At 70.2% G+C, this 19,858-nt stretch carries 19 protein-coding genes; 9 read left to right on the forward strand and 10 right to left on the reverse strand.

The genetic code is table 11. From position 1 onward, the window contains the following. Window positions 1-108 precede the first annotated feature (108 nt). Complete coding sequence (locus ABZ552_RS00550) at window positions 109-747, forward strand: methylated-DNA--[protein]-cysteine S-methyltransferase (RefSeq protein ID WP_281876109.1); 639 nt, start codon at window positions 109-111, stop codon at window positions 745-747. 251 nt (window positions 748-998) lie between these two features. Here the strand turns inward: ABZ552_RS00550 and ABZ552_RS00555 are convergent, their stop codons facing one another. The 3 genes from ABZ552_RS00555 to ABZ552_RS00565 form a co-directional block, all read right to left on the reverse strand. Then, window positions 999-1,283 carry a hypothetical protein gene (locus ABZ552_RS00555; protein ID WP_281876110.1) on the reverse strand — a complete coding sequence of 95 codons (285 nt, stop codon included), beginning with the start codon at window positions 1,281-1,283 and terminating at the stop codon, window positions 999-1,001. Beyond that, window positions 1,280-3,880, reverse strand: a complete 2,601-nt coding sequence (locus tag ABZ552_RS00560; protein WP_281876111.1) for a LuxR family transcriptional regulator — start codon at window positions 3,878-3,880, stop codon at window positions 1,280-1,282. The genes ABZ552_RS00555 and ABZ552_RS00560 overlap by 4 nt, the downstream gene beginning before the upstream one ends. Before the next feature lie 116 nt (window positions 3,881-3,996). Then, window positions 3,997-5,286 carry an adenylosuccinate synthase gene (locus ABZ552_RS00565; RefSeq protein ID WP_159849425.1) on the reverse strand — a complete coding sequence of 430 codons (1,290 nt, stop codon included), beginning with the start codon at window positions 5,284-5,286 and terminating at the stop codon, window positions 3,997-3,999. A 281-nt stretch (window positions 5,287-5,567) separates the two neighbouring features. Here ABZ552_RS00565 and ABZ552_RS00570 point away from each other — a divergent pair, with 281 nt between their 5' ends. Next, complete coding sequence (locus ABZ552_RS00570) at window positions 5,568-6,227, forward strand: hypothetical protein (RefSeq protein ID WP_281876112.1); 660 nt, start codon at window positions 5,568-5,570, stop codon at window positions 6,225-6,227. Beyond that, the gene (locus tag ABZ552_RS00575; RefSeq protein WP_281876113.1) at window positions 6,224-7,000 is read left to right on the forward strand and encodes a site-2 protease family protein; all 777 of its coding nucleotides are present in this window, start codon (window positions 6,224-6,226) and stop codon (window positions 6,998-7,000) included. Before ABZ552_RS00570 ends, ABZ552_RS00575 begins: the two co-directional genes overlap by 4 nt. 315 nt (window positions 7,001-7,315) lie before the next feature. Here the strand turns inward: ABZ552_RS00575 and ABZ552_RS00580 are convergent, their stop codons facing one another. From ABZ552_RS00580 to ABZ552_RS00590, 3 genes are all read right to left on the reverse strand, one after another. After that, on the reverse strand, window positions 7,316-8,452 hold the full coding sequence (locus ABZ552_RS00580) for an FUSC family protein (protein WP_281876114.1): 1,137 nt from the start codon (window positions 8,450-8,452) through the stop codon (window positions 7,316-7,318). A gap of 72 nt (window positions 8,453-8,524) precedes the next feature. Beyond that, window positions 8,525-8,968 (reverse strand): DUF3151 domain-containing protein, encoded by a 444-nt coding sequence (locus tag ABZ552_RS00585; protein ID WP_281876115.1) that lies wholly within the window; start codon window positions 8,966-8,968, stop codon window positions 8,525-8,527. A gap of 160 nt (window positions 8,969-9,128) precedes the next feature. Continuing rightward, window positions 9,129-10,403: a hypothetical protein gene (locus ABZ552_RS00590; RefSeq protein WP_357435059.1), complete on the reverse strand. Its 1,275-nt coding sequence runs from the start codon at window positions 10,401-10,403 to the stop codon at window positions 9,129-9,131. A 1-nt stretch (window position 10,404) separates the two neighbouring features. On the opposite strand from ABZ552_RS00590, the gene ABZ552_RS00595 reads away from it, so the two are divergent. Next, window positions 10,405-11,649 carry a hypothetical protein gene (locus tag ABZ552_RS00595; RefSeq protein WP_281876118.1) on the forward strand — a complete coding sequence of 415 codons (1,245 nt, stop codon included), beginning with the start codon at window positions 10,405-10,407 and terminating at the stop codon, window positions 11,647-11,649. A 98-nt stretch (window positions 11,650-11,747) separates the two neighbouring features. After that, the gene (locus tag ABZ552_RS00600) at window positions 11,748-12,812 is read left to right on the forward strand and encodes a fused (3R)-hydroxyacyl-ACP dehydratase subunits HadA/HadB (RefSeq protein ID WP_357435062.1); all 1,065 of its coding nucleotides are present in this window, start codon (window positions 11,748-11,750) and stop codon (window positions 12,810-12,812) included. A gap of 10 nt (window positions 12,813-12,822) precedes the next feature. Here the strand turns inward: ABZ552_RS00600 and ABZ552_RS00605 are convergent, their stop codons facing one another. Next, window positions 12,823-14,289: a DUF4185 domain-containing protein gene (locus tag ABZ552_RS00605; RefSeq protein ID WP_281876120.1), complete on the reverse strand. Its 1,467-nt coding sequence runs from the start codon at window positions 14,287-14,289 to the stop codon at window positions 12,823-12,825. On the opposite strand from ABZ552_RS00605, the gene ABZ552_RS00610 reads away from it, so the two are divergent. Both ABZ552_RS00610 and ABZ552_RS00615 read left to right on the forward strand, forming a co-directional pair. Beyond that, window positions 14,215-14,466 (forward strand): excalibur calcium-binding domain-containing protein, encoded by a 252-nt coding sequence (locus ABZ552_RS00610; RefSeq protein ID WP_350356355.1) that lies wholly within the window; start codon window positions 14,215-14,217, stop codon window positions 14,464-14,466. The genes ABZ552_RS00605 and ABZ552_RS00610 overlap by 75 nt on opposite strands. Before the next feature lie 43 nt (window positions 14,467-14,509). Continuing rightward, complete coding sequence (locus ABZ552_RS00615; RefSeq protein ID WP_357435064.1) at window positions 14,510-14,836, forward strand: excalibur calcium-binding domain-containing protein; 327 nt, start codon at window positions 14,510-14,512, stop codon at window positions 14,834-14,836. Here the strand turns inward: ABZ552_RS00615 and ABZ552_RS00620 are convergent. Both ABZ552_RS00620 and fbaA read right to left on the reverse strand, forming a co-directional pair. Then, a complete protein-coding gene (locus ABZ552_RS00620; RefSeq protein ID WP_357435066.1) occupies window positions 14,833-15,951 on the reverse strand; it encodes a BTAD domain-containing putative transcriptional regulator in 1,119 nt (372 codons plus the stop codon). The genes ABZ552_RS00615 and ABZ552_RS00620 overlap by 4 nt on opposite strands. Window positions 15,952-15,982: 31 nt before the next feature. Further along, the gene (gene fbaA, locus ABZ552_RS00625; RefSeq protein ID WP_281876123.1) at window positions 15,983-17,017 is read right to left on the reverse strand and encodes a class II fructose-bisphosphate aldolase; all 1,035 of its coding nucleotides are present in this window, start codon (window positions 17,015-17,017) and stop codon (window positions 15,983-15,985) included. Between the two features lie 300 nt (window positions 17,018-17,317). On the opposite strand from fbaA, the gene ABZ552_RS00630 reads away from it, so the two are divergent. Both ABZ552_RS00630 and ABZ552_RS00635 read left to right on the forward strand, forming a co-directional pair. After that, on the forward strand, window positions 17,318-17,974 hold the full coding sequence (locus tag ABZ552_RS00630) for a VTT domain-containing protein (RefSeq protein WP_281881189.1): 657 nt from the start codon (window positions 17,318-17,320) through the stop codon (window positions 17,972-17,974). A 5-nt stretch (window positions 17,975-17,979) separates the two neighbouring features. Next, window positions 17,980-18,678 carry a DedA family protein gene (locus ABZ552_RS00635; RefSeq protein WP_281876125.1) on the forward strand — a complete coding sequence of 233 codons (699 nt, stop codon included), beginning with the start codon at window positions 17,980-17,982 and terminating at the stop codon, window positions 18,676-18,678. 3 nt (window positions 18,679-18,681) lie between these two features. Here the strand turns inward: ABZ552_RS00635 and ABZ552_RS00640 are convergent, their stop codons facing one another. Beyond that, window positions 18,682-19,767, reverse strand: coding sequence for a glycoside hydrolase family 76 protein (locus ABZ552_RS00640; RefSeq protein ID WP_281881190.1), 1,086 nt, complete (start codon window positions 19,765-19,767; stop codon window positions 18,682-18,684). Window positions 19,768-19,858 lie beyond the last annotated feature (91 nt).

Consider the following 19,858-nt stretch of genomic DNA (forward strand, 5'->3'; position numbering starts at 1 on the left):
CGGCGAAGCCTTGCGCCACCGGCTCACACCTCCGCCCATCGAAGTCCAGTTTCGCGAAACTGGACTGGCCGTTGCGAATTTGTCGGTCCACCGGTGCAGACTTGGCTCATGAGTGACGCCACGAGCCTCGCTGCCGATCGCCCGGCGATCGAGGCCACCGGTCCGGTGACGGATCCCGTGGTCTCCGGCTCTCCCGCACTGTCCGGCCCGGTCGCGGCGACGCTGTTCGACACCGCGATCGGCTGCTGCGCAATCGCGTGGAGCGGCGCAGGGGTGATCCGATTCCAGCTCCCGGAGGCGAGCCCGGCGGCCACCCGAGCGCGCATCACGCGCGCTCGCGCGGGCGAGAAACTCCCCGAGGAGCCACCCACCGACGCCATCGCCGAGGCCATCGCGGGCATCCGTGCCCATCTCGCGGGGGAACTCGACGACCTGCGCTGGATCGCCGTGGACACCAGCGGGATCCCGGAGTTCCACCGCGCCGTCTACACCGTCACGCGTGCCATCGATCCCGGCCACACCCTCAGCTACGGCGCGGTCGCCCACCGAGTGGGCGCACCCGGCGCCGCCCAGGCGGTCGGACAGGCTCTGGGCCGCAACCCGATCCCGCTGATCATCCCGTGCCATCGCGTACTCGCCGCCGACCACGCCTTGCACGGCTTCTCCGCCCCCGGGGGCATCGACACCAAGCAGCGCCTGCTGGCCATCGAGCGCACCCCTGGATTCGGCGAGCCCACCTTGTTCTGAGCATCACCGACCGTGCAGGTCAGGTCCTGGAGTGTGGATACGCCAACGGTCCGATGGCGTCGCCACTTGGTGATCGCCGACGGCAAGGGCGACGCGCTACTCCGGAACGAGCCCGCGCCACCGCCGCAGTACGTCCCGACGCCGTGTTCGGGGGTTCCCCGGCTCAGCCTCAACCCGCATACCGGGCTGCTCGCCCCCTTTCGCCGGTTGATTCCGTACCAGCGCCGAGCAGTCCGCCGGTAGTGCGCGGCTCAGCTCAAGGGGTGCGCGCGGAAGAATTCACACGCGTCCCCGGTGATGTAACCGTCCTGACAGCCGAAGTAGGTCTGGATGCAGGCGTTCGTCGAGCAGCCGAGTTCGATGAGCTTCTGCCGGATCCGGGCGTTGCGCTCCTGGGGCGTCTCCGTCTTCGGCGAGACGGTCGCCGAGGGACGCGCCGAACTGGTGACCGGTCGCGGCTGCCCGTCCGAGCATCCGGCGGCCAGGACCATTCCGGCTGCCAGCGCGCAGATCACCGCGGCCGAACGCACGGTCATCCCCCGGTCTCGCCGCGCATCAGCGCTCCGAGCGACTCGCGATCGGTGACGTCCATCTTGATGCAGGCCCGGTAGAGGTGTCCCTCCACGGTGCGCACCGAGACCGTGAGCCGGTCGGCGATCTGCCGGTTGGACAGGCCGGCGGCGACGAGGTTCGCGATCTCGCGTTCCCGCGCGGTCAACGGCAGCGGTTGCGCGGCCTGCCGCAGCGCCGGGGTGCTCGCTCCGCCGCAGGCGGCGGCGAGCCGGTTGGCCGTGGCGGCGGACTCCAGCAAGCGGCGCCGATCCCCGCTCCGCTCGTGTGCCGACGCGGCCTGCGCCGCGGCGTCGGCGGCCGACAGCAGCACCCCGAGGCGCTCGAATTCGGCTGCGGCCGCGTCCAGCCCGGGTCCGTCGTGGGCGACGAGCGCCACCGCGTGCCGCGCTTGCGCCTGCACCAGCCGCCCTTCCACCCGGTCGGCCAGCTCCGCCAGTCGCCCCGAGACGGAGTGGTCGCCGAAGCGGGCCGCGGTGTGCAGTGCCATGGCCTCGATCGCGTGCTGATGTGAGCGTGCGGCCGCGTCGGCGGCGCCGACCGCGATCCGGATGGCGGGGGTCACGGTTCCTTCGGCGGCGGCCAGCCAGGCGCGGGCCACTTCCAGCTGCGGTTCGTACACCGCGCTGTGCCTGCCACCCCGCGCGGTGGCGTGCGCGATCGACTCGGCGGCCTCCGCGGCGCGGCCGAGTGCCGAATACGCTTCCGCCAAGCGGATTCTCGCGGGGAACATCCAGGCGGCCGCGCCCTCCGCGGCCAGTGCGGCCAGCGCCTGTTCCAGATTCTCGATGCCGTCCAGGAACCGGCCCTGCGCCACGTCGACCGTGCCCTGCAAGATCTTCGACATGCCCCAGGCCAGATACTGGCCCGGCGAGGAGTAGCCGACGAATGCCCCGGCGCAGCGCCGGGCGGCCTCCAGCTCGCCGGCGAAGGTCAGGGCGAGCACCTCGGCGTGCGTGGACATGAAGCGGTTGAGCCCGTCGATGTGACTTTCCACCTCGTGCCCGCGCGCCGCGTACTGCCTGGCCGCCGCGCTCTTGCCCAGCAACGCCGACGCCAGGCTGCCGCCGAACGCCGCCCACCACACCGCCCACGGCGGTGCGCCGTCAGCGGACATCACCGCTTCCGCCTCGGCGATCGCGTCATCGACCCGGTTCTCGTTGACCAGGCTCGCGGAGGCCAGACCGGTGAAGATGGCCGCGATCTTCGGATGCCGCACCTTCCCGCGCACCAGCTTCAAGACCTCGTCGGCGCGATCGGCGTCACCCATGGCCCACAACAGGTTCGCCACCCGGGTGCTGCCCCAGCGCGCCAGCTGCACCTCGTCGAGCTGGTCGGGATCGAAGCTGGCCAGGGTGCGCTCGGCCTCGATCCGATGCCCCTGCCACAGCAGCGCGCGCGCCAGCAGGTCGGCGGCCTCCACGCCGCCGCGCCGCTCCACCGCGGCGCGGGCGAAACGCTCGCCCAGCGGCAGATTCGCCAATCCGATCGCGTCGGCCGCGGCCGCCTCGAACAATTCCAGATCCGCGGATTTGTCGCTGTCGAGCGCCAATTCGGCCAGCCGGATGCGGTCGGCGGCCGAATTTATCCGACGCTCCTTCAGCGACGAATACAACCTGCCGCGCAGCCGCCGCGCCGAGGCGATGCCCAGCCTGCGCCGGATCACCTCACCGAACAACGGGTGGTTGTATCGCACGATCAGATCCCGGGAATTCTCCACGACCCGGATCACACCGCGCGTTTCGGCGGCTTCCACCGCGTCCTCGCCCGCCAATTCGGCCAGGACATCGAGATCGATGGGCTCACAGAAGGTCAGCAGTTCCAGCACCCGCAGCACCGGCTCGGGCAGCTGCTCGACCCGATCCTCCAGGAGCGCGGCCAGCTCCGAGGTCACCGCCGCGCGCCCGCGCAGCTGCCACACGCCGTTGACCTGGCGCAGCGTGCCCGCCTCCAATGCGCCCTCGACCAGATGCCGCAGGAAAAGCGCGTTCCCGGCGGAGGACTCCCACATCAGATTGGCGGTGAACCCCTCTAGCTGCCCACCGAGCATGGACTCCACCAGCTCCACACTCTGGCGCTGGGTGAACGGACGCAGGTCGATCCGGGTCAGGTGGCCGTCTTTCCACAGTGAGGTGACCGCGTCCGGCACCGGGACTCCGCTGCGCACGGTCACCACGATGTGCGCGGCTTTATCGATCGCCAGCTGCAGCAGCAGCGTGGCGGAGAGCTGGTCGAGCAGATGCGCGTCGTCCACGCCGATCACCGTGTCCCCGTCGGCGAGCAACGCCTCGCGCGCCGCCGACATGAAGGTGACCGGATCGTGCGCCGTATAGACGCCGACCATGTGCGCGAAAACCCCCAGGGGAATACTGCGCGCCGACTCGGTGCCCGCCACCCAGCGGACGTTGCCGCCGATCGCGGAGGTGGCATGCCGCGCCAGGGTGGTCTTACCGACCCCCGCGTCGCCGGTCAGCACCACGCCGACGTGCTCCGGACCGGTCAGCGCCGCACGGATCGCCTCGAATTCGCTCTCGCGCTCGATCATCGGCCAGTTCCGAGCCATGCTCTAACTGTAGTTCTTCACCGATCATGATCGAAGCCGAGCGAGCACGATAGATGTGCCGAATTTTCGGTGATATTGCCGAATTTTCGCTGGCACACGCGGAATACGAACAGGTTCTAGCCGAGTACGTCGTGCCGGACGATGGTCTGATCACGCCCCGGACCCACGCCGATGCAGGAAATACGGGCGCCGGAGAGCTCCTCCAAACGCAACACGTACGCCTGCGCGTTGGCGGGCAGTTCCTCGAAGGTGCGCGCGCCGGAGATGTCTTCCCACCAACCGGGCATTTGCTCGAAAATGGGCTTCGCGTGATGGAATTCGGTTTGTGTGGTCGGCATCTGCTCGACCCGCTCGCCGTCGACCTCGTAGGCGACGCAGATCGGCACCGTCTCCAGACTGGATAGAACGTCCAGTTTGGTGAGGAAGTAGTCGGTGATGCCGTTGACCCGGGTCGCGTAGCGGGCGATCACGGCGTCGAACCAGCCGCAGCGGCGGGCGCGCCCGGTGGTGACGCCGACCTCGCCGCCGGTCTTGGCCAGGTAGGCGCCGAACTCGTCGAACAGCTCGGTCGGGAACGGGCCGGAGCCGACCCGGGTGGTGTAGCACTTCAGGATGCCGAGCACCGTGTTGATCCGGTTCGGACCGATGCCCGCGCCCACCGCCGCGCCGCCCGAGGTCGGGTTCGACGACGTGACGTACGGATAGGTGCCGTGGTCGACGTCCAGCAGCGTGCCCTGCGAGCCCTCCAGCAGCACCGTCTCACCGCGCTCAAGCGCCAGGTTCAGCTTCAGCCGGGTGTCGGCGATCCGGTGCTTGAAGCTGTCGGCCTGGGTGAGGACCTCGTCGACCACCTGCTGCGGGTCCAGCGCGCGGCGGTTGTAGATCTTGACCAGCACCTGGTTCTTGAACTCCAGCGCCGCCTCGACCTTCTGGGTGAGGATCTTCTCGTCCAGCACGTCCGCGACGCGCACGCCGACGCGGGCGACCTTGTCCTGGTAGCACGGCCCGATGCCCCGGCCCGTGGTGCCGATCTTCTTGTTGCCGAGGAAGCGCTCGGTGACCTTATCGATGGCCACGTGGTACGGCATGATCAGGTGCGCGTCGGCGGAGAGCAACAGGCCGGTGGTGTCGACGCCGCGCTCCTCCAGCCCCGCCAGCTCGGCGAGCAGCACGCCGGGATCCACGACGACGCCGTTGCCGATGACGTTCGTCACGCCGGGGGTCAGGATGCCGGAGGGGATCAGGTGCAACGCGAAATTGTCACCGTTGGGCAACACGACGGTGTGACCCGCGTTGTTGCCACCTTGGTAACGGACCACCCAGTTCACCCGACCGCCGAGCAGATCGGTTGCTTTGCCCTTCCCCTCGTCGCCCCACTGGGCGCCGATCAGGACGATTGCCGGCATGGTCGTGTCTCCTACGGTTCGACAGGCAACACTGGTGTGTTGCAGCTACCTGCCGTACTGAGGCGGTGGCCGGAAGCACAGTCTAGCCGACCCGTCCGGAGCGGCATCGCGGCGGATCTCGTCGTAGGCTCGACAACCATGTGGTCGCGGCCGGGCAGGGCTATGGTTGCACGGCACGCCGAGCGGCAGCCCGGTGTGCACGGACGAGCCGCAGCGGGGTTCGGCCGCGATGGCGAGGGGCCCGACGGTGTCGGCTCGAACCGAGGAGGGTGTACGGCAGCTTGAGTACCCATGTTCTCCGCTGCGACGGCGCACCCGTACCCATCGCGCTAGCGGCACTGCCGACCACCCAGACGGCCGCCGTCCCCGATCCCGCCGTGATCGACGAGTTGCTTCCCGTGCTGGCCGCCGACAGCCTGCCCCGGCTGATCGTGCTGGGTGTGGACGTGGCGCTGGCCGCGGTGCTCACCCATCTGATGCGCACCGAACGCCTGCACGTGGAGATCGGCTACGTGCCGGTCGAGCGGACCTACGCGTCGCGCGCCTACCAGACCGGCACCGGCAACGCCGCCGCCAAGCGCGCGATCGAGGGCCGCGCCGTGGAGACGCCGCTGGTGCGCGACGACACCGGCAAGGTGCTCGCGGGGCGCGCGGTGATCACCGGCGTCGGCGGCGAGAAGCTGGATGGCGAGGCGTACGTCGACGACACCCTGCTGTTCTCCGGGCAGGTGACGGCCATGCTCGTCTCGCCGTGCCTGGAACCGCCCGGCGTGCGGGCGAGCGTGCGCAAAGGCTTCCGCAAGCGGCGCTGGCTGGAGGGACGAGCGGCGCAGCTCGGCACACCCGGCGCGATCGTCACCCGGGACGGCGTCCAGGCCGATCGGCCGGTGCCGCGCTCGAGCTTCTACCGCCATCACGAACCGTGGCTGCTCGTGCGATGAGCGTTCCGATCCATCGCAGGTCGCGCGCGGTGCGGCCGAGCCCGGTGTTCCTGCTCGTGATCGCCCTGACCGCGGTGGGCGGCGCGCTGGCCTGGGACGCACCGCTGGACTCGGCCAGGGCCAAGGCCGGGGTGTTCGTCTTCGTGGTGGCGGGCTGGGTGGTGTCGCTGTGCCTGCACGAGTTCGCGCACGCCTACACGGCGTGGCGCGCGGGCGATCGCGAGGTCGAGTTGCGCGGTTACCTGACGCTCAACCCGCTGAAGTACAGCCACCCCCTGCTGTCGATCGTGTTGCCGATGGTGTTCATCGCGCTCGGCGGCATCGGCCTACCGGGCGGGGCGGTCTACGTGCACACGCACAATGTCGCGCCACGTACGCAGCGGATCATCAGCGGCGCCGGGCCCGCCGTGAACGCGCTGTGCGCGGTGCTGCTTCTGGTGACCGTTCGTGTCCTGGGCAGCTCCAGCGCTCATCCCGCCTTCTGGTTCGGCGTGAGTTTCCTTGCCTTCCTGCAGATCACCGCGGCGCTGCTGAACCTGATCCCGCTGCCGGGACTGGACGGCTACGGCATCGTCGAGCCGTCCCTGAGCTACCAGACCAGACGCTCGCTGGATCAGTTCAAGCCGTTCGGCATGCTGATCCTGTTCGCGCTGCTGTTCACTCCCGCCATCAACGAAGTGTTCTTCGACGCGGTGTACGCGCTGTTCGAACTGTCCGGCGTGCCGTCGAGCTGGTCGCGCTACGGCGGCTATCTGACTCGATTCTGGACCTGACCCGCGGCTGCGGCCGATGACATGGATGGCGCGGGGCCGCCCGGCCGGGTTCGCCGGACGGCCCCGCTTCTTCGCCCGCTTCCGATCCGCCCTCCCCCTCGGCCATCACACCCCTTGGCCGAGGGTCCTTTTCGTCCACGTGCGAAGCGGTCGACCGCGATACCCCGCGACTCGCGGTCACATGGCAAAGCTATGGCGGGAGACCGCGCGGAACGCGAGTAGCGGACTACCCGAAGATCGAACTTTCCGCGCACCGCGCCGGGCGCGGACCACGTGCCCGGCACGAATGTCCGATTACCGCTGAGTAGTTCGGGTTCAGACCTGGGGCTGCACGTAGGGGTTCTTGACCGTCGGCGGCAGCAGGGCAATCGCCGAGATACGTTGCACCCCACACACCTGCATCAGGTCTACCAGCGTCGAACGCACCTGCGCGAAGACGACGTGCGCCGAAAGCCCCGCGCCGGCTACCAGTTCCGGGCGCGCGCCCTTGGCGACCGAGCGCAGTACGCGCGCCGCCTCGGCCTGGTCGGGCTGCTCGCCCGGGTCGGCCAGCATCATCCGGCGCACCACGTCCACGGCTTGGCCCAGCCGCTCCACCTCGTCGATCAAACCGGGATCGAGGATCTCGTCGTCGCGCACCAGAGTCAGCGAGCGCCGCAACAGGACTCGGGTGTTGCGGATGGCGTTGTCCAGTGGGTCGGCCGTCGCCCTGATGCGTTCGAGGCGGGGACGGGAGTTCCAGTACAGCGGCGAGATCCGGCTGATCTCGCGGCCACCCTCCAGCGTGGCGCGCAAGGAGTCGATCTGCGGCTGCGTGGCGCGCATCGCGGTGAGCGCGTGGTGCAGCTTCTCCGGATCCTGCTCGAGCAGTCCGTCGGCGCACTCGGTGATCGACTTCCCCATCACGCCGAGAATGTCCGCGGCCAGCGACCGCGCCCTGCGCACCGGATGGAGCGGAATCGCGGCGACCACGACCACGCCGACCAGGCCACCCACCAAGGCGTCGATCATGCGGGAGAGCCCGCCGCCCGCCGAGGGCGGCAGCAACGTCGCGACCAGCACGGCGGAACCGGCCGCCTGCACGGTGATGACCGAACCGCCGTCCAGGAACACCGCCGCGGCCATGGCGACCGCGACCACCAGCGCGATCTGCCACACGCCGGTGCCCGCGCGGGAGATGAACAGATCGCCGATGCCGATGCCCACCGCGACCCCGACCACCAGTTCCACCGAGCGACGCAGCCGCGCGCCGAAGGAGATGCCCATCGACACGACGGCGGCCGTCGGCGCGAAGAACGGCAGCGCGTGACCGATGACGTGATGCGCGAGGAACCAGGCCAGCGCGGCGCCGACCGAACACTGGATGATCGGCAGCGCTGAGCGGCGCAGCCGCGCCCACGAGGTGCGCAACCTCGCCATGCTGTTCGCGCGGGTCACGCTGATCCGGGACATCGGGTCGAACGCACCCCTCACCCGGACGCCGTCGCTCATCGAATCGCTACGCGGTGCACCGATCACTACGACTCAGTCGAGGCCGAGCTCCGCGGCCGCCCGGGGGTCGCAGTCTTCCAGCAGGTCGAGGCAGCGGGCGTACTCGTCGGTCTCGCCGATCGCCTTGGCGGCGCGGGCCAGCGCGCCGACGCTGCGCAGGAAGCCGCGATTGGGCTCGTGGCTCCACGGCACGGGACCGAAGCCCTTCCAGCCGTTGCGACGCAGCAGGTCGAGGCCGCGGTGGTAGCCGGTGCGCGCGAACGCGTACGCGGCGAGGACGTCGTGGTTGATCGCCTCGTCCTGGGCTTCGCCGCGGGTCAGCGCCGCCTCGGCGAGGTACGCCCAGGCGATCGAGGCGGCGGGGTGCTCCGCCGCGACCCGCACCGGATCGACGTTGCCGAGGAGCGCGTCCTCGGCGTCGGAGATTTCGGGCAGCAGTACCGGCTGCGGGCCGAGCAGGTCACCGAACGAGGTCATGCGGTTCATTCTGCACCGCACGACGGTTTGCCCGACAGGCGGCTTCGCTCGTGCTCCGTCCCTCCGCCGTCCGTCGCACGAGCGGCTCGGCGTCCATTCCGATGGACGTGGACTGATGCCGGACTTCGCCGGGCGGCGACCATTAGGCTGGCCGTCGAGTTCAAACAGTTCCGCTTTGACGAGGGGTGTGCGTGTCCGACCCGAACGACGAGAAGAATCCGGCGCCCGACAGCGCCGAACCGGCCGACGCCGCCCGGGCCGACGCACGCCCCGGCGCTGCCACGGAACGCATCCCGGCCCCCGGCAAGGACGGCCCGGCGGCGTCTGCCGCGCCCACCGAACGCATCGCCAAAGCGCAGCGGCCGAATGCCGCGCCCTCGGGTACCGGCGATTCCGCCTCGGGTGCGGACGCGTCGGCGGCGAGCCCGAGGGCGGAGGCGGGCACACGCGGTCCGGCCCCCGCCGCTCCGCGAGCCGAAGGTGCGAAACCAGCGCCCGCCAACTCGGGCAACGGTCCGGCCTCGTCCGAAGACACCGGCGCACCGGCGAATACGGCGGGTGCGAAACCGGCGAACGGCCCCGGGAGCACGACGAACTCACCCGCCTCCGCACCGGCAACAGGCACCGCCAAGAGCGCCGGCTCCGCGCAGCCCGCGCCACAGTCCGGCGGGAAGCCCGCGACCCCGGACAACCGCACAAGCCCCGCAGGCGGGCCTGCCCCCGCGAACCCTCCGGCAGGCACCGCGAAGAGCACGAACTCCACGCAACCCTCGCCGCGGCCCGGCGCGAACCCGGCAACCTCGGACAACCGCACGAGCCCCGCGCCCCGGCCTGCTCCCGCGAACCCTCCGGCAGGCACCGCGAAGAGCGCGACCTCCACGCAGCCCGGCGCGAACCCCGCGACCCCGGACAACCGCAGGAGCCCCGCAGGCGGGCCTCCTGCCGCCAACCATCCGGCCGCCGGGACCGCCGCTGGTTCGGTCGCGCCCGATAGCACGAACGTCAGGGGCACGCCCTCCTCCGGCCCCGGCGCGAAGGCTCCGTCGCCGAGTTCTGCGCCGAAGCCCGCGGGCGACGCACCCAGCTCGGCGCCCGGTGGCACCGGTAGTCCGCACGCTCCCGCTTCCGCCCAGCGCCAAGCCGCGCGATCCGAAGGCAGCAACACCACGCCGCCGCCCGCCGGTTCAGCCGCGACGAGCGCGCCCGGCGCCAAGGGCACGGGGCCTTCCGGACCGGCAGGTCCCGGCCGGGCGAACCCTCCGGCGGGTAAGACAGGCGAAGCGTCGCGTTCCGGCGCGGGCGCGTCCGAACCGAACCGGGCCCCGAACGCCGACGCGGAGACCGCCGAGATCGGCCGCAAATCCGCGCCGACGCAGCCGGAGACCGGCGCATCGAAGCCCGGTTCCGCACCGAACCAGCCGGGCGAAGCGCGCACCGTGGTGATCAAACGGGATCAGATGCCGTCCGGTGCGGGGCGCGGATCCGCGCCGGGCGGGGCCCCTGCCAGCGGGTCCGCTCCGAAAGACGCTACGCCGCAATCGACTCCGCCCGGGCAGGGCAAGGCGGCGCCGGAGTCCGGCACCAAAGCGGGCCCGGCGGCCGCGAAGAAGGCGGCGCCGGGCGCGTCAGGTGACGCCACCGCACCCGGGGAGCCCACCGGCTCGGAGTCGCGGAACGCGGCTGTCCCGCCGGTCGGTGAATCCGCGACCGTCGTGATCCGCAAGCCTCAGCCCCCGGCCGGACCGGCGGCTCCCGCGCCGGAGAAGACCGGCGAATCCGGCGATCAGCAGAATCCGCCCGGTTCGGAAGACGTGACGATGGCGATGCCGATCGTCAGCCGGGACGACGCCAAGACCATCGCGCTCCCCGTCCAGCGCCCCGCCGACGGCGGCAGGCCGGGGACCGATCGTGTGGTCCCGCCCGCGGCGGGGCAGGTTCCGATCACCAAGCCGCCGAGCACGCCCCGTCCGGCGACCGGTCCGAAGCAGCCCGGCCCGCACGGCCCCTCCGCGCCGCCGCAACACGGACCGGGAGTCGAGGAGACCCGCCCGTCACCGCCGCGTCCCCAAGGCAGGCCGCGCCAGGTGGCGACCGCGCCGTCGCCCGCGGACGTCCAGCAGACCGTGCCCGCGCAGTCGATGGCAGGTCCGCGCGCGCCGCAGACCCGGCCCGTCGCCCCGCCGCAGCGGATCCCTCCGGCCCCGCAACCGGGCGTCGGGGCGTCCGCCACCGGCCCGGCTCGACCCGATCGACGGCTGCTCGTGCTGGGCGCGGCGGGCGCGCTGGTGCTCGCACTGGTCGCGGTGGTCGTGGCGCTCGTCACGATGTCCGGCGACGACTCCCCCGAAGCGCAGGTGCGCAGCGCCATCACCAGCTACACCGACGCGCTGAAGGCCGGCGACCTGGACGCCCTGCGGTCCACCACGTGCGGTCCGCTGCACGACTTCTACCAGGGCATCCCGAGCGACCAGTTCGCCGGTGTGCACAAGCAGTCGGTGGAGCGCAAGACCATCCCGGTGGTGGACAGCATCGACGCCATCCGCATCACCGAGGACACCGCCATCGCGCAGGCCACGGTCTACACCGACGCCGATCCGGCGAAGCGGTCCGCACGCACCTTCGACCTGCAGCGCACCGACGACGGATGGAAGGTCTGCGACCCGCCCGGCAGCACCCAGTAACCTCCCAGCCGCGCGATAGCCGATGAACATCGATGCCGGTCGCGCCCGTCACACATACCTGGTCAATGGTCCGGATCGGCAGTAGCATGGCCCGGATCATGAGCAGGGAGCAGACGATGGCGCGGCCGGATATCGATGTCGTTCCGGCGACGCAGGCCGGACAGCGATTCCGGGTGCGGGACCATTACGAAGTCGGCAGGGAGAAAGTGCGGGAGTTCGCCCGCGCGGTCCAGAACCACCACGCGGCACACCAGCGCGAGGCCGACGCACGCGCGCTCGGGTATCCCGGGATCATCGCGCCGCCGACCTTCGCCTCGGTGATCGGGATGACCGCGACCAGGGCGCTGCTGGACTCGGTGCTCATCCAGTACGACCTGTCCCAATTCCTGCAAACCGATCAGGTCTTCGAGATCTACCGGCCGATCCTGGCCGGTGACCGGATACGCAGCGAGATCGTCATCGAGTCGATCCGCCAGTTCGGGGACAACGACTTCATCGTGGTGCGCTTCTCGCTGAGCAACCAGCACGGCGAGGTCGCCATCGTCGGGTCGACCACGATCGTCGCGCGCCGCGGCGCCGAGGCCGACGCCTCCCTGAGCGACGTGGTGGACAACATCATGATGCACGGGCGCCCGCTGGAACCCGCGTCGGCCGCCGACCTGGCGCACCACGAGGCGCTGGTGCCACTCGGCGTCAGCCCGCTGGTCGAGCCGGACGCCCATGAGATGGCGACCGTGCACACCGCGCCCGCGTTCGACGACCTCACTCCCGGCGATCGGCTTCCCGACGGCGCCTTCCGGCTGACCCGTGGCGACTTGGCGAACTACGCGGGCGTGTCCGGGGACGCCAACCCGATCCACTTCAGCGACCACGCCGCGCAGCTGGCCGGGCTGCCCACGGTGGTCGCGCACGGCATGCTGACCATGGGCTTGGCCGGTGGCTACCTCACCGCGTGGCTGGGCGATCCGACCGCCATCCAGAAGTTCAGCGTGCGGTTCTCCGGCTTCGTCCCGGTCGCCGCCGACACGGCGAGCACGGTCGAATTCTCCGGGCGGGTCAAGTCGCTGAACCCGAGCGCGCGCACCGCGACCATCCTGCTCGGCGGCACCTCCGAAGGGCGGAAGTTGTTCGGCCGCGCGGTGGCCGAGGTCCGGCTGCGCTAGCGTCCGCGGGTCACTCCCCGATCACCGAGTGCATCAGGTAGACGTTGTAGTCGCTCCAGGTCGAGAGGGTGAAGTAGAAGTCCGTCCCGGACGACCACGGGTGGATGAACCCGCCGTACAGCTCCGGATAGCTCAACGCCGACACCGTCGGCGTGCTCTCCGACCACACCCCCTGCGGTGTGTCCGATTCCCGGACGACGATGGCGGCCTTCGTCGTGTCCAGATAGCTCATCTGCCAGACGCCACGGGCGACGTCGTAGCGGACGGACAGTTCACCGGCGGGACCGTCCACGATCGGTGTGGCGGAGCCGAATCCTCCGACGGGAGTCCACACGCCGTCGCGCCAGTACTGGTAGGCGGTGGTGTTGAGCAGCTGGTCCTCCGGCACGCGGGCCAGACCGACCGCGCCGAGCCGGGTGTTGGGCGTACCGAACATGTAGACGTAGCCGCCGTGCGGAACCATCGCGCTGACTTGGAAATTCGCCAGACCGAAGATGTTGTCCCAGCGCGCGTGCGGATCTTTCGTCCAGGTCTGGCCGTGGTCGTCGGAGTAGGCGATGCCGCCGTAGTTGGTGAAGAACGTGCCGGGCAGGCTGTTCCAGGTCCGAATGGACATGTAGCTCAGATACTGCCGCTCGCCGAGCGCGAAACCCGAGGTGGGAATGGTGGTGACCTCGACGTTGTCCAGCTTGCGGCTGGAGAGCACCTCGGCGGCGTGGCAACGGTCGTCGGTGACCATCCGGTCGAAGGTCACGCCGTCGGCGAGATCGCGATCGGTGCTGAAGGCCAGCACGTTGCTTCGCCAATCCAGCCCCATGCCACCGGGCGGATGGAAGCCGCGCCCCACGGTGTCACCGAACGCGGTCGCGATCTCGCCCGGTGCGCTCTCCCACATGATGCCGAGGTCGGTGCCGTCCACCTGCCACCGTTTGTCGGTGCGGTTCACCGAGTTCGCGCCGGTCAGCTTCGCCACCTCGCGGGCGGGGCCCAGCCGCGGCGCGGGCCGGGCCGGTGACTGCGCCGCGGGTTCGACCGGTGGCCGCACCGGTGCGGGCGGCGGCGGCACCTGGCCGGGGTCCGGGCCGGGGCCGGGTATCGCGAAGTGGAACGGCTTGGGATTCAGCAGGATTTCCGGGATTCCGAGCTGAGTGGCGAGACTCGGTGGCGCGCCGGGCAGATCGGTGAGATCCGGGCAGGGGTTGACGCAGGGGTCCGGCGGTAGCTCCATCCGCGTGCGCGTCGGGGTGGGTTCGGGCGCGTTCGCCGGGAGCACGGTGACCACCGGATAGGGAATCGGCACCTCCAGCGTTTTCGGCACCAGCGGCTCGTGGGTCGCCACCGGGTCGGTCGCGCACGGCCCCACTCCCGGGACAGTCGCGGCGGTTTCAGGCGCGGCCGCGGCGTGCCCGTCGGCGTAGACGAGCATTCCCGCGCCGATCACCAACGCACCGACGGCGGCCGACATTCGCATCGCCATAGCAAACCCCTCGGAATCCATCGCGGACACGAACCTTGCGGACACGAACCAGCGGAACGACCCTACCGCGTTCGACTTTCGGAGACCGTCAGACCGACACGCCAAACGCTGTTGCGCGGGCAGCCGGGTTACGCCCCGCATCTGGACCGGGACAATGACGGCGTCGCCTGCGAGTGAATCGCACCGGCGCACCGGCGGATCCCGGAGCAGGATGGAAGGCGTGACCAAGTCAGTTCTCCGCGCCGCGCCCGCGATCGGGGCGGCGTTGCTGGCGGCCGGAGCGAGCGCGCTCCTACCGCAGGCGGCGTCCGCCCTGCCCGCTCCGGCCGTCGCGATCGCCGGACCGCACGAAGACCATCCGATCCCGCACAATCGATCCGGCCCGAAGGGCGACGCCGAGCGACCCGAGGAACCCACCGAACGATCGCCCAGGATCTACACCGATTGCGATCAGGTGCGGGCGGAGGGCGCCGGGCCGCTGTACCGCGGGCAGCCCGGCTTCAACGCGCAGCTGGACCGCGACGGCAACGGAATCGCCTGCGACTAGCGCAGCGCCTGGAAGACCAGGATCGTCCCGCCGATCCGGATCTGATCGCCGTCGGCCAGCAGCGCGCCGCTGTCGATCGCCTCGTCGTTGACGTAGACGCCGTTGGCCGAATGCAGATCCTTGATCAGCAGACCGGCGCGGCTCGGCATGATGTGCGCGTGGTAGCGGCTGGCCCGCGGGTCCTCCAGGACCAAGTCGTTGTCGGTCATCCGGCCGATGCGCAGGCCGCCCTGGGCGATCGCCACCACGCGACCGTCCGGCATCCGCAGTTGTCCGCTGCGCACCGCGCGCGGCACCTCGGTGACCGTCTCGGTCATCGCCGCGGCCAGCCGTTCGACCTGCCGGAGTTCGACCGTGCTCAGCGGCTCCTGCCGCAGCACGCGCTGCTCCAAGTCGATCAGTGCCGGTCCCGGGTCGATGCCGAGTTCGTCGGCGAGCACCCCGCGCACCTTCCGGCACGCCTCCAGCGCGTCCGCCTGACGTCCGGACAGGTACAAGGCGGTGATCAGCTGACCCCACAGCGGTTCGCGCAGCGGGTGCTCGTTGGTCATCGCGACCAGCTCGCCGATCACCGAAGACGCCCGACCACAGGCGATCTCGGCGTCGATCCGAGCCGAGGCGGCCAACAGCCGCTCCTCGTCCATCGCGGTGGCGAAGCCGTCGGCGAACTGCAGACCGGCCAGGTCGGCCAGCGCTCGGCCGCTCCATTCGCGCAGCGCGGAGCCGAACAGCTGCGCCGCCCCGGCGTGATCGCCCGCCGCGGCCGCGCGGGCGCCCGCCTCCCGCGCTGCCTCGAAACGACCCAGATCGCAGGCGGTCTCGTCGATCTCCAACCGATAGCCCGACGATTCGGTGCGCAGCACCGTCGCCGGGTCCACTCCGGAATTCCGCAGCGCCTTACGAATATTCGAGACGAAAACCTGCAGGCTGGCGGCATAGGAGTCGGGTGGATCCTCGTTCCACACCAGATCGGCGAGCGCGGCCGAGGACACCGCACGCCGCCGATTCACCGTGAGCGCGGCGAGCAGAGCTCGCGGCTTGGGCCCGCCGACCGCCACCGGTTCACCACCGACGAGCAGTCGCACGGGCCCGAGCACGCGCACATCCAGACTCATGTGCACTCGGCCCCTGACGGGTGTATCAGGGTCAGGCGCTGATCGAGCGTCCGGCGGAGTGCAGGTCGTTGCACGCCTCGACCACGCGCGCCGCCATCGACGCCTCCGCCTTCTTCAGGTAGCTGCGCGGGTCGTAGGTCTTCTTGTTGCCGACTTCGCCGTCGATCTTCAGCACGCCGTCGTAGTTGGCGAACATGTGCCCGGCGACCGGCCGCGTGAACGCGTACTGGGTGTCGGTGTCGACGTTCATCTTCACCACGCCGAAGCGCAGCGAGTCCTCGATCTCGGACTTCAGCGAGCCGGAACCGCCGTGGAAGACGAAGTCGAACGGCTGCGCGTCGGCGCCGAGACCGAGCTTGGCCGCCGCGACGCGCTGGCCCTCGGCGAGCACCTCGGGCTTGAGCACGACGTTGCCCGGCTTGTACACGCCGTGCACGTTGCCGAAGGTCGCCGCGAGCAGGTACTTGCCGTTCTCGCCCGCGCCGAGCGCGTCGATGGTCTTCTCGAAGTCCTCCGGCGAGGTGTAGAGCTTCTCGTTGATCTCGGCCTCGACACCGTCCTCCTCACCACCGACGACACCGATCTCGACCTCGAGAATGATGTTCGCGGCGTGCGTGGCCTTCAGCAGTTCCTTGGCGATCTCGAGGTTCTCGTCGATCGGAATCGCGGAGCCGTCCCACATGTGCGACTGGAACAGCGGGTTCTGGCCGGCGTTGACCCGCTCCTGGGAGATCGCCAGCAGCGGCCGCACGAAGGTGTCCAGCTTGTCCTTCGGGCAGTGATCGGTGTGCAGCGCGATGGTCACGTCGTACTTGGCCGCGACCACGTGCGCGAACTCGGCCAGCGCCACCGCGCCGGTGACCATGTCCTTCACGCCCTGGCCGGAGCCGAACTCCGCGCCGCCGGTCGAGAACTGGATGATGCCGTCGCTGCCCGCGTCCGCGAAGCCCTTGATGGCCGCGTTGATCGTCTCCGACGACGTGCAGTTGATGGCCGGGAAGGCGAAGGAATTGGCTTTGGCCCGACCGAGCATCTCGGCGTAGACCTCCGGAGTCGCGATGGGCACAGTAAGACCTCCGTGTTGTGCGGCAAAGACCTATTTTGTCAGCCTTCACCCTAAGGCAGCGGTGTTTCGCCTGGTATGCAGGGAGGGAGTGCGCGGAGTTGACCCACCGGTAATTTTGCGCACAGCACGAGCATTCTCCGGTGGAGCCGGTACTGTGGGGCCGGTAATTTGCGCTGGCAGCTTCCGACGCGGTGGCAAGCGATGCAGGCCAGCCGTATCGGGACAGGAGGCCACGTGATTCTGCAGGCAGCGACAGAATCGGTGACGAGCAACCTCGCGCTGACCGAGTTGCTCGATCCGATGCACCTGCTCACGGAGACGTGGCTGAAGAACGCGGTGCTGCCGGCCATCCTGGTCATCGTCTTCATCGAGACCGGCCTGTTGTTCCCGATCCTGCCCGGCGACTCGCTGCTGTTCACCGGCGGACTGCTCGCCGCGCAGCCGAATCCGCCGGTGTCGATCTGGGTGCTGGTGCCCGCTACCGTCCTCGTCGCGTTCGCCGGCGACCAGTGTGCCTATTGGATCGGACGGGCGATCGGGCCCGCGCTGTTCCACAAAGAGGACACCCGGTTCTTCAAGAAGCATTACGTCACGCAGACCCACGAATTCTTCGAGAAGCACGGGCCGAAGACGATCGTCCTGGCCCGATTCGTGCCGATCGTGCGCACCTTCATGCCGGTACTGGCCGGTGTCTCGAGGATGGACTACCGCAAGTTCGTCGCGTTCGACATCGTCGGCGCCCTCCTGTGGGGCGGCGGCGTCACGGTGCTCGGCTACTTCCTGGGCAACGTCGCGTTCATCCGGGACCACGTCGAGGCGATCTTCCTGCTCATCGTCTTCGTGTCGATCCTGCCCGGCATCACCGCGGTGGCGAAGAAGCTGCTGAACCGGAAAGCGCCAGAGGACGATGCGGTCGAGGGCGAGCTGACCGCCTCGACCAGCGAGCCCACCCGCTGAAGCCGGTGACGACGGAATCCTCGCCCCTAGCCGTGGGCAGTTTCGATCCGCTGCTGTCGGCGGGCCCGGCGCTCGTCTGGACGGTGGTGCTGACCTTCGTCTTCCTCGAGTGCGCGGTGATCCTCGGGCTGTTCCTGCCCGGCGACTCGATGCTCATCACCGCGGGCATCGTGATGGCGTCGCACGCCTCCGGCGAGGCGCACGTGTGGGCGCTGTCGCTGGGCGCGATGGTCGCGGCCATCGCGGGCAACCAGGCAGGCTACGTCATCGGACGCCGGACCGGGCGGCACCTGGTCGCCCGGAAGAACGGTAGATACATCAACGTCCGCAATTTGCAGCGCGTCGCCGAGCTGCTGCACCGGCACGGATTCGTCGCGGTGCTGATCGCCCGGTGGATCCCGTGGGTGCGCACCCTGTGCCCCACGGTCGCGGGCGCCGCGGGCATGGAGCATCGCAAGTTCACCGTCGCCAGCACCATCGGCGCGATCGTGTGGGCGCCGGTGCTGTTGCTCATCGGGTACTACGCGGGCAACTTCCTGCAGCGCGTGGAATGGCTGATGCCGATCGTGATCGGCACGCTCGTGGTGGGCCTGATCGTCGGGACGGCGCTCGGTGTGCGGCACTACCGGCAGGAAATGTCCCAGCCCGCCGAGGACTTCGCGCTGGAGACGACTCCCGGCGCGGTGCTCGAGCCGGAGGGCTGATCCTCACAACCCCGCGGCGCTGACCTGGTAGGCCGCCTCCATGAGCAGCCAGCCGGACAACTGCACCGACAGGTCGCGTCCCGGCACCTTCGACGAGGTCACCGAGCCGCCGGAAGTGAAGTAACCGGCTCCCGCGCTGCCGCCGGGCAGCTGCGCCGGCTTGCTCCAGTCGTGCCCGAACAGCGGCTCGCCCTCGACCTGCAGCCGGTTCCCCCACGCCGCCGTGGCGGACGCGGTGACGATCGCGGCGGCCGCGCGGCGGTCGGCGACCTGTTCGGGGTCCTCGCCGGGCAGCATCACCGCGACCAGCGCCAGATACCGGGCCAGGATGCCGTTGAACAGTCCTCCATCGCCGCCACCGCCGCCGGCGACGACGCCGTCGGTGGTCATGTGCTCCTCGATCGCCGCGAGCAGCCGGTGCACGCGCTCGGTGTGCTTCGGATCGCCGGTCTGCACGGCCAGCTCGGCCTCCAAGCCGAGCGCCACACCCTGGCAGTAGGTGAACACCGGACGCTCGATCTCACCGGAGGGCAGGTGGATGCCGTCCAGGATCAGCCCGGTCTCCGGATCGCGCAGCGTCGCGTCCAACCAGTCGGCCATCTCCTCGGCGCGCTGGACGCGCCCGAGGCGTAGCAGCGCGATCGCGGCGGGACCGTTCGCGGGGGCGTTGAAATAGTCCGAGCCGACGCGCCACGGCAAGCCGCCGCCGACCTGCGGCTGCCAGCCGTCGTGCAGTTGCTTCTCCAGCGCGGCCAGCGCGCTGCGCACATCGGCGCCCTGGGTGCGCTCCGCGCGTTCCAGCGCGATGGCCAGCCACGCCATGTCGTCGTAGTAGCGATTGGTCCAGCCGGTGATGTTGCGGATGCGGTGCGAGCGCGCCAGCGCCGCGATCCGCCTGCGCCGCACCGGCGTCGGCGCCCGGTTCGCGGCGTCGGTCGCGCACTCGATGAGATGCGCCTGCCACCAGTAGTGCCATGCGCCGAAGACCCGCTCGCGCCTGGTGGCGGGCCAGCCGACCACGCCGAGTTCGGTCCCCGGCAACGCCCACAGCGCGCGGAGGTGCCGCGAGACGACCGCCGATTCGGCCATGTCGGCCCGTTCCGACCACAGCGTCGGGCGCGCGACGGCGTCCCGGCCCGCCTGCGCCCGGCCGGTCGGCGGACGCGGTGCCGCGGAGCCG

This window comes from Nocardia sp. NPDC019219 (assembly GCF_040632645.1).
GTDB classification, from domain to species: domain Bacteria; phylum Actinomycetota; class Actinomycetes; order Mycobacteriales; family Mycobacteriaceae; genus Nocardia; species Nocardia sputorum.